The organism is Bradyrhizobium sp. Kon56, assembly GCF_055807635.1.
The window spans coordinates 1-324 of record NZ_JBVVOU010000267.1 but is presented as its reverse complement, the minus strand read 5'-3'; the positions used below and the strand labels follow the sequence as shown (position 1 = coordinate 324).

The 324-nt window shown below is 49.7% G+C and carries 1 pseudogene; it reads right to left on the bottom strand.

From position 1 onward, the window contains the following. Positions 1 to 310, bottom strand: a pseudogene (locus AC0L3B_RS38920) (hypothetical protein); the annotation flags it as partial. Between the last annotated feature and the right edge of the window lie 14 nt (positions 311 to 324).

Sequence of the window (324 nt, the reverse complement as noted above, 5' to 3'; positions counted from 1 at the left end):
GTTCTTCCAAGGGCGTTGAAATAACGCCTTCTTTTCGAAATATATCTCCTAAGGTCGTCCGCGCTAATCTAGGTAAACCTGCCGCTTCGAGGGTGCGCACTGCACGGCCGATGTCTTGTGCATTGACTGCAACTACAACGCCATCTTTGGCGGATGATTTTTGAGCGCGAATGTTCTTGTCGGCAAGCTCGGCAATGACCTCATTTGCTTCTTGTTCGGTAAGCTTACTGTGAAGTTCCACACTGTCGCCGCAACCGCTAAGCATAAACGCCAGGGCTAACAGTAACGCAACGGAGAGCAAACGATTCATGTCGATTTACTGCA